Annotated in this window: 1 protein-coding gene and 1 pseudogene; one reads left to right on the top strand and one right to left on the bottom strand. The window is 65.7% G+C overall.

Annotated elements, in window-relative coordinates; translation table 11 throughout:
* The coding region (locus PGX04_RS15300) for an ArsA family ATPase (protein WP_273739292.1) at positions 1 to 691 on the top strand (691 nt) is incomplete at its 5' end.
* Positions 692 to 725: 34 nt separating this feature from the next.
* Here PGX04_RS15300 and PGX04_RS15295 read toward each other — a convergent pair.
* Positions 726 to 899 (bottom strand): annotated as a pseudogene (locus PGX04_RS15295) (universal stress protein); the annotation flags it as partial.
* Between the last annotated feature and the right edge of the window lie 418 nt (positions 900 to 1,317).

Genomic DNA, 1,317 nt, shown 5'->3' with positions numbered 1-1,317 from the left:
CGGCGGCGAGTCGCCGATGGACGCCCTCTTCGGCGGCGCGATGCCCGGAGCCGACGAGGCCGCCGCGATGCAGCTCTTGCTCGAGTACATGGACGACGACCGGTTCGAGCGCGTGATCGTGGATACGGCTCCGACGGGCCACACGCTCCGACTGCTCCAGTTGCCCGAGATCATGGACACGATGATGGGCCGACTCGTCAAGTTCCGCCAGCAGATCGGCGGGATGATCGACGGCGTCAAGGGGATGTTCGGCGGGGGCGAGGGCCCCGATGACGACGAGGACCTCGAGGATCTGGACGTGTTACGCGAACGCATCGAGCGCCTGCGGGCGGCCCTGCGCGATCCCGCGCGGACGGACTTCCGGATCGTCATGGTCCCCGAAGAGATGAGCGTCTTCGAGTCAAAGCGCCTGCGCCAGCAACTCCGGGAGTTCGAGATCCCCGTCGGGACCGTCGTCGTCAACCGGGTGATGGAACCACTATCGAACGTCACCGACGACGTCGACGGCGAGTTCCTGCAGCCGAATCTCGATGACTGCGCGTTTTGCCAACGGCGCTGGGACGTCCAGCAGAACGCGCTGGCAGAGGCCCAGGACCTCTTCCGCGGCACCGAGGTTCGGCGCGTCCCCCTGTTCGCCGACGAGGTCCGCGGCGAGGGGATGCTCGAGGTCGTGGCGGCCTGCCTGCGGTAGTCGTCGCGACGCCGCTCGCCAGCGCCGAGCGACGCTACCCGTTTCCACCGGTTGAAACGACCGTCACCGGCCGATCGCTCTCGAGAATCACGGACTGAGTGACGCTCCCGAAGAGGACCTTGCCGACGGGCGATCGCTCCCGGACGCCGATGACGATCGCGTCGCTGTCGTACTCCGCTGCCGCCTCGAGGATCGCGTCCGCGGGATCGTCCGATCGGGTTCGGACTCAACGTTATCGGAATCGTACTAATTACGCTCGTGGCGGTCGGCTGGCTGCCGATCGCGTGGGGATCGAGATCGGAACGCTCCCGACCGAATTCGCCGAATCGTTCCAAGGGTGACCTGTGCGGTTAGCGGTCCGAGAACACCGATACTTCCGCGAGCGCCGAAGGCGCGAGCGGGCCGACGACTGACCCGGAAGCCGCGCAACGCGCGGCTGAAGGGGGAAGGAGGAGTGCTTTTGATCGACCTTTTACCGAGGGACATCCGAGCGAGTCGCGTCGCGCCTCGCTCGTGATAGACCGTGGTTCGAAACGCCGGAGGCGTTTCGTCATCACGAGAGAGCTTAATGAGTGACGGAAGTTATGGGCATGAGCTGAGATGGACAAGTAATGGGAGGGGGCCGG

The organism is Natrinema soli (assembly GCF_028618695.1).
The sequence above is the reverse complement of the archived record's forward strand: the minus strand, read 5'-3'. Positions and strand labels throughout refer to the sequence as shown.